Genomic DNA, 6998 nt, shown 5'->3' on the forward strand with positions numbered 1-6998 from the left:
TGTCCGCGGGCACCTCCCGGGGTGCGACGTTCGCCGCGCCCCGCCCGTCCGCCTCCAAGGCCTCCTCCGCGTCCAGGTGCGCATTGATGCCGAAGGCCGGGGCCCGACGATCCAGGCCGCTGATGTCGACCCCCGAGAGCTTCCGCAGCTCCTCCTCGGAGAGCACCTGTGGATCCGCCACGGAGTCGCGCAGTGTCGCGAGGTCCACCTCGCCCGTGTCCGGCAGTCCCGCGGCCGTGACGGGGGCCACCAGCCCGGCCTGGACGAAGGGCGCGGGGGCCACCTTCGGAGCCATGGGCAGGGCGGGACCAGGCGGGGGAGCGTCGGAGTCCCGCTTGCAACCCGACGCGAGACATCCCATCAGCAACAAGAGGGCGGAGGTGCGGAGCAGTTGCATGGCCCCAGACGCTAGCCCATCTCCCGGGGCGACTCCCGCCGCCATCCGTCCCCTGGAGGAAGAACACGCGGCGCTTTGGGCCGGTGACAGGAATTGTTCCGCGTGCCCTAGGGTCCCAGCACTCTTTCCCAGGGAGCCCCCATGCGCCGCCATCTGTCACAATTCCTGCTGCCTTCGCTATTCATCGGGCTGGGGGGTCTCGCCTGTGGCGGTGACGCCCCGCCCCCCGACAACACCAACACCGCGCCGACCCTGACCGGCCCGACCGTCCAGGTCACGAGGGTGAGCTCCGGGGTCCCCGTGGCCCTGACGCTGGAGGCCTCGGATGCGGACGGTGACCCGCTCACCTACGTCTGGACGCAGAGCCCCGCCTCCCCGGCGGGCACCTTCGACGATGCCTCCGCGCCCAACCCCTCGTGGACCGCGCCGCCGGTGGACAGCAGCCAACGCTTCACGCTGGAGGTGACCGTGAGCGACGGCAGGGGTGGCTCCGAGCAGGGCTCGGTGGACGTGGACGTCCGGAGAGGCAACCAGCCGCCCACCGTGGCCGCCACCATCACCGGACCCTCGACGCTGGTGGCCGGCGCGACGGGCACGTTCACCATCACCGCGAGCGACCCGGACGGAGACCCGCTGACCTATACGTGGGCGCAGACCACGCCTGCCACACCGGGCACCTGGGTGGGTGACAGCACCGGCGCGAGCGCGCATTGGTACTCGCCCGTCGTGGGCACGCAGACCGCGTTCACCCTCTCCGTGAGCGTCACGGATGGAGCGAGCACGCCCGTGGTCCGCACACTCACCGTCCCTGTCTCGGTGCCCCGGTACGCCGCGGATGTCCAGAACGTGTGGAAGAGCGTCCCGTCGTGCACGGGCTGCCACGACAGCGGCGGCCTCAACCTCGCGGCGGCGACCAGCTACAGCAACCTGGTCAATGTCACGGCCTCCGCCTGCGGGTCCTTCAAGCGCGTCGCTCCCGGCGACCCGGACAGGTCGGCGCTCATCCAGAAGCTGGAGGGCACGGCGTGCGGGACCCGCATGCCCAGGAACAACCCGACCTACTTCAATCAGCACCCGGACCTGCTCATCCTCGTGCGCTCGTGGATCCTCGCGGGCGCGGCCAACGACTGACCGGCAAACGGAGCGGGGCTGGCAAGGTCTGCCGGCCAGCCCTGCCCGTGGACGGCAAGCCTTGCCGTCCTGCTTCGCGGCCTCCCGGGGGAAGCCACACGGCATGCGCGGTGCAATCCGGGGCATGCACCCGGAGGATTCATGCAACGCGTCCCACTCTTGTTGGCCCTCGCCAGCCTCATTCCCACAGGGGCATTGGCGGCGCCCCTCTCCACGAAGCTCCTCCCCCAGAACGCCCTCGTCCAGTGCAGCCCCACCGCTCCGTGCACCCAACCCACGGTGGACGGCGCGGTTCCCGCCCTGGAGTACGCCGACGGCAAGATGTTCCCGCTGCAGGACTACATGAACGGAGGTCCCAACGGAGACCTCTTCCTGTACGTCTCCGACAACGCCGCCTACACCTGGGACGAGTGCAACGTGGGGGGCCCCCAGGCGGCGGGAATTCCCTTCATCCAGACGAACCCCTGCCACTCGCAATCGCTGTTCATCGGCATGCGCCTGCCCGTGCCCAAGGACGCCAGCGGGAACTTCCTCAACCCTTCGGGCATCGTCACCCTCTGGCTGGATGCGAAGCGCGACGACACCCTCAACCTGGTCGCGACCGCAAGCAAGCCCCGTGACGAAGACCGGCGCATCATGTTCCGCTACTCCACCGGTCCGGGTGCCACGACGGGCATCAGCCAGAGCAAGGGCGACGGCACGAATGGCTGGATCCCGCTGGCGGCCCCCACCGAAGCCTGGACCACCACCGCGCAGGTGATGATCCCGGCCTGGGACCTGGACCACGTCCACATCGAGTTCGAAATCAAGCTGGCGCCGGGCCTGTCCGCAGGCGTCGCGAGCGAGCCGCTCCTGAGCGCGGTGCGCAAGCTGGGACTTGGCATCATTCACGCGCCCGCCTCGGTGAGCGGCGCCACCCAGATGGTGGGCGGCGGCCGGTTTCCCAACGCCAAGGACGTGCCGCCCTTCGACCTGTTCACCGAGACCTGGGAGACGCTCGAGTTCAAGGAGCCGGCTCCGATTCCGCTCAGCTTCACGATGTGGAACGTGGGGCAGATGCCCGATGCGACCTTCTGGGTCAACGATGGGGGTTCGGGCGAGATCGACACCGTCGCCCGGAAGATCTTCCGGAAGGAGGTCGCCTGCATCTCCGAGATCTGGATGTCGTATGAGCGCGGCGAGCTCATCGAGAAGGTCAACAAGCTGCGGGCCGACGAAGGCCTGCCGCCCATGCAGGCCATCACCGAGCTGAATGACAACACCTTCCAGCTCGCCACCGAGAGCACGGGGCTGGTGTTGCTGTCCTCGCGGCAGATTCTCGAGGGCGGAGTGCATCACTTCCCCTCGCACATGTGCACCAGCGACGACTGCCTCCAGGACAAGGGCGTGATCTGGGCGCGCATCGCCACCCCCGCCGCGACCGCCCCCGTCCTCTTCAACGACCACGACACCCTCCGGGTCGCCGCGGGGACCGACTACGCCGAGTTCGTCGACGTGTTCTGCACCCACGTCAACGCGGGAGAGAACACGCCCGGACCCGACACCGATGCGCGCGAGGACCAGCTCTTCGACATCAAGGCCTACGCCCAACAGGTGCGCCGGGGCGGCCCCCTGAATGCCAACTCCTTCCCGTACCTGCTGGGAGACAATGACATCTTTCCCCGCGGGACCTGGCCAGGCGGGATGGACCGCCCTGCCTTCCTGCTGGGGGACATGAACACCCTGGGGCCCAAGCACACCCAGGCTGACACCAGCTTCCCCCGCTATCAGGACATGGTGGGCCCGAGCTTCCTCGACATCAGCGGGCGCACCGAGTTCGAAAAGGCAAACACCCTGTTCTCCGAGAAGCGGGACCTGGCTCGCACGTCCTCCGGGGCGGACCCGCTGGCGACCGGGACGTGGCTGAGCAGCGCGTGCGCCGACACCGTGGCGGACGAGCTGGGCGCCAGGGATCGCATCGACTACGTCCTCGTGTTTCCCCCTGAGGACACCACGGAGTTCCCCGCGTTCGCGCTGCTCAAGGAGCCCACGGCGAGCGTCAGCCCGCACTTCGACCCCGACTCCCTCGTCCTCCTCGGGTTCCCGGGGCAGCTGTTCAAGCAGTGCCTGTCGGACCACGCCATGGTGGACGTGACCGTGAACCTGGCGCGGGTGAAGGATGTCGCGAAGTACAACCCCGCCAAGGAGCACCGGATCGAGTACTCCGTGAAGCAGGTGACCGACCTGGAGACCGCGAGCGGCTGCTGCGCGGACTGGTTCTCGCCGCGCGTGATGATGCGCGCCAATGGCGTCACCCGGGAGAACACCTACCTGAACGTCATGGAGGACCAGACCATCTACCCGAACTGGTTCGTGCACACCGGCCCCGACAACATCATCCCCTTCCCGGACCTGCCTGCCGCGTTCTCTGGGACGGTGAACATGACGTCGGAGATCTGGGAGGCGGACACCGGACCGAACGACCACTACGACTCCATTCCCGAGGGTGGCGCCGGGACGACGTTGGACGAGAAGGACGCGCACTTCTCCTTCTCCGCGAACAGCGGCGTGCTCCGCCGGGTGAAGGGCGAGACGCTGGCCAATGACTGGCTCACCGAGGTCGAGCTCCTGGGCAGCTTCCTGGACGGCTACGAGAACGGCATCAGCCTGGAGACCCAGGGACAGGACACGAGCACGGGCAACAACGCCCGCGTGCGGCACTTCTTCAACGTGAAGGAACTGGAATCGCCATGAGCACGATGAACCTGAAGTGCGCGGTGCTTGCACTGGTGCTGGGGGGCACGGCCCAGGCGGTGGAACCGATGGTGCCCTACGACAACTTCAACCCGACGGAGCCGAACCCCGCTCGCGCGACGAAGGTCCGCGGCATCGACCCGGCGCGGTGGGTGGACCACGAGACGGGAACCCGGCTGGAGTCCGCGCGTGAGCTGGCCTTCACCCGCCTGCGGTTGATGAGCCGTTCGGACACGCCGGGGGCGGGCAGCTTCGGCCTGCTCTTCTCCCACTCCTCGGCGGTGACGGCCATCGCGGCGAAGGTGCGCCTGAACAACGCCAGGACCACGGGGTACACGGCCCCGGGAGCCCCGGCCGCCGAGAGCACCGCCGAGCTCACGGGCCACTTCTTCAACACCCGGACGGGCGTGCCTTCCAAGAATCAGCAGGATGACGTCATCGCGGCCATCCGCATCGTCTCGCGGTCCACGGACCCCGTGGGCTCCCAGCTCCTGCGGGTGGAGGCCCTCATCGAGCGGTGCACGAACGCGTCGTGCTCGACGCGAGCGCAGCTCTTCGCCGCGGACCTGGGCCAGGTCCACCAGGGCGAGCAGGCGGCGCTGCGGGTCCAGTGGGACGTGGCGAACCACCGCTTCGTGTTCCAGCGGGACGCGCAACCCGAGGTGTACGGGGCCTACACCGTGACGGACACCTTTCCGCCCGCCAGTCCGAACAAGGCCCTGGTGGTGACCCACAACCCGCCCACCTACTTGAGCGGGGCCCCGGCGCCCCTGGGGTATGCGAACGCGTATTTCCACGACGTGTTCGTGAACGAGTCCGCGGCCCCCGCCCCCTGATGACGCTGGCGAGCGGCGGCAGCCAGTGCTCCTGGCCCGCCGCTCGCCTCTTCGCTAGGCTTGCCCGCGACATGGCCATCGAGAAGGCACTGCTGCTCATCGCGGACATCGGTGGGTACACCCGCTTCATGAAGCACCACCGCTTCAGCCTCGCGCACGCGCAGGACACGGTGGCGCAGCTGCTCGAGGCCGTCATCGACGCGTCCGGCCGGTTCAAGCTCGCCAAGCTGGAGGGGGACGCGGCCTTCTTCTATGCCGTGGGGGACGACGCCGCGGCCTTCGCCCAGCAGGTCGCGGACATCCGCCGCGCGTTCGTCGCCCGGCGCGAGCAGCTCATCATCGACCGGATGTGCAAGTGCGACGGGTGCATGCAGGTCAACGCCCTGACGCTCAAGTTCGTGGCCCATGACGGCGAGGTCGCCTTCCAGCGGGTGAAGCACCTCACGGAGCTCGCGGGGATGGACGTCATCCTCGTGCACCGGATGCTGAAGAACGACGTCCCCGTTCCCGAGTACGTCCTGATGACGGACCCGGTGCTCGCACGGCTCGACCCGGCGCTGCGCCAGTCCACCCAGGGGCTGGAGCACGACTTCGAGGGCATGGGCCGCACGGCGACGCACTACCTCGACCTGGGGCAGGTCGCCTCGGCGCTCCCCGAAGCGCTGGGGCCCAGCCTGCCTCGCAAGCTCTGGGCCAAGCTGACGCTGGAGGTGCGCTCGCTGAAGTACGTGCTCGGCTTCAAGGAGCCCTGCGAGGACTTCCGCAACGTCGAGATCGTCGAAGCCCAGGGCCCCTGAGGGGAACGGCTCACGTCGGCATGCGCACGCCCGCGAGCTTCCGGTCCGCCAGCACCGCGTGCAGCGCGCGGATCCTCCCGCTCGCGTCCACGTCCACGCGGATCACCGTGCGTTCGGCGAGCAGCGGGTCCGAGGCCTTGTCGAACACCGCCACCACCGCCGGCAGCCCGTTGAGCATCTGGGCCTCCACCGCCCTCGGCGCGCCCCGCAGCTCCATCAGCCGGAAGAAGAAGCCGAGCACCCGCTTCACGCCGACCACCGGCACGTGCGCCGCCCGCACCTGGCCGCCACCGTCCGACAGCGCCCGGACATCCGAGGCCAGCAGGGCCTCCGCCGCCGCCACGTCTCCCGTCAGCAGCGCGCCCAGGAAGCCCTCCAGCGCGGCGCGCGTGCGCTCCTGCACGTCCCGCGTGGGCACGCAGCGCGACCCGTCATACCCGGCCATCGCCGCCCGCGCGCGGTGGTGCACCACCTTCACGTTCGCCTCGCTCATGCGCAGCGCCTCGGCCGCTTCGAGCACCGAGTAATCAAAGACATCGCGCAGCAGCAGCACCGCCCGCTGCTTTGGCGACAGCACCTCCAGCGCCAGCAGGAAGGCGAAGGAGACGCTCTCCAACAGCTCATAGCGCCCCTCCGTCGAGCCGCCTCCCGGGAGCCGCGCCTCCACCGAGGGCGGCACCTCCTGGTCCCCTGTCTCCACCGGCGACGGCAGCCACGGGCCGACGTAGCCCTCGCGACGGCGCCTGCGCAGGTGGTCCCTCGCCAGGTTCACCGCCACGCGCGTCAGCCAGGGGCGCAGCGCATCCAGCCGCTCCAGCGGTGTCGCGAGGGCGCGCGCATAGGTCTCCTGCACCAGGTCATCCGCGTCCGCCGCCACGCCCGTCATCCGGTAGCAGAGCCCCCAGAGGAAGGACTCGTGCTCGCGTGCCGCCTCCGCCAGTGCGCCTCTTGCCCGGTCGTCCATTCCGGCTACGCCCCCACCGCGCGGCGCGGGTGGGCCTGCGCGCCTCGCAGCAGGGCCCCCTCCACGGCCTCGGCGCTCGCGAAGGACGCGTCCGCGAGCATCCCCTCCGCGCCCACCCAGTCCCCCACCCGGTACAGGCC

Annotated in this window: 5 protein-coding genes and 1 pseudogene; 4 read left to right on the plus strand and 2 right to left on the minus strand. The window is 69.5% G+C overall.

Annotated elements, in window-relative coordinates:
* Window positions 1-397, minus strand: a pseudogene (locus tag D7V93_RS34040) (hypothetical protein); the annotation flags it as partial.
* A 141-nt stretch (window positions 398-538) separates the two neighbouring features.
* Between D7V93_RS34040 and D7V93_RS34045 the strand changes: the two are divergent.
* The 4 genes from D7V93_RS34045 (at window position 539) to D7V93_RS34060 (ending at window position 5894) form a co-directional block, all read left to right on the plus strand.
* Window positions 539-1528, plus strand: a complete 990-nt coding sequence (locus D7V93_RS34045) for an Ig-like domain-containing protein (RefSeq protein WP_120647345.1) — start codon at window positions 539-541, stop codon at window positions 1526-1528.
* A 141-nt stretch (window positions 1529-1669) separates the two neighbouring features.
* A complete protein-coding gene (locus tag D7V93_RS34050; RefSeq protein ID WP_147451485.1) occupies window positions 1670-4261 on the plus strand; it encodes an exonuclease/endonuclease/phosphatase family protein in 2592 nt (863 codons plus the stop codon).
* Entirely contained in the window at window positions 4258-5097 is an 840-nt protein-coding gene (locus D7V93_RS34055; RefSeq protein ID WP_120647347.1) for a hypothetical protein, read from the plus strand. Before D7V93_RS34050 ends, D7V93_RS34055 begins: the two co-directional genes overlap by 4 nt.
* A 71-nt stretch (window positions 5098-5168) precedes the next feature.
* Entirely contained in the window at window positions 5169-5894 is a 726-nt protein-coding gene (locus tag D7V93_RS34060; protein WP_120647349.1) for a DUF2652 domain-containing protein, read from the plus strand.
* Between the two features lie 10 nt (window positions 5895-5904).
* Here D7V93_RS34060 and D7V93_RS34065 read toward each other — a convergent pair whose 3' ends face one another.
* On the minus strand, window positions 5905-6858 hold the full coding sequence (locus D7V93_RS34065) for a sigma-70 family RNA polymerase sigma factor (RefSeq protein ID WP_120647348.1): 954 nt from the start codon (window positions 6856-6858) through the stop codon (window positions 5905-5907).
* Window positions 6859-6998: the final 140 nt, after the last annotated feature.

The organism is Corallococcus llansteffanensis, from assembly GCF_003612055.1.
GTDB lineage: Bacteria > Myxococcota > Myxococcia > Myxococcales > Myxococcaceae > Corallococcus > Corallococcus llansteffanensis.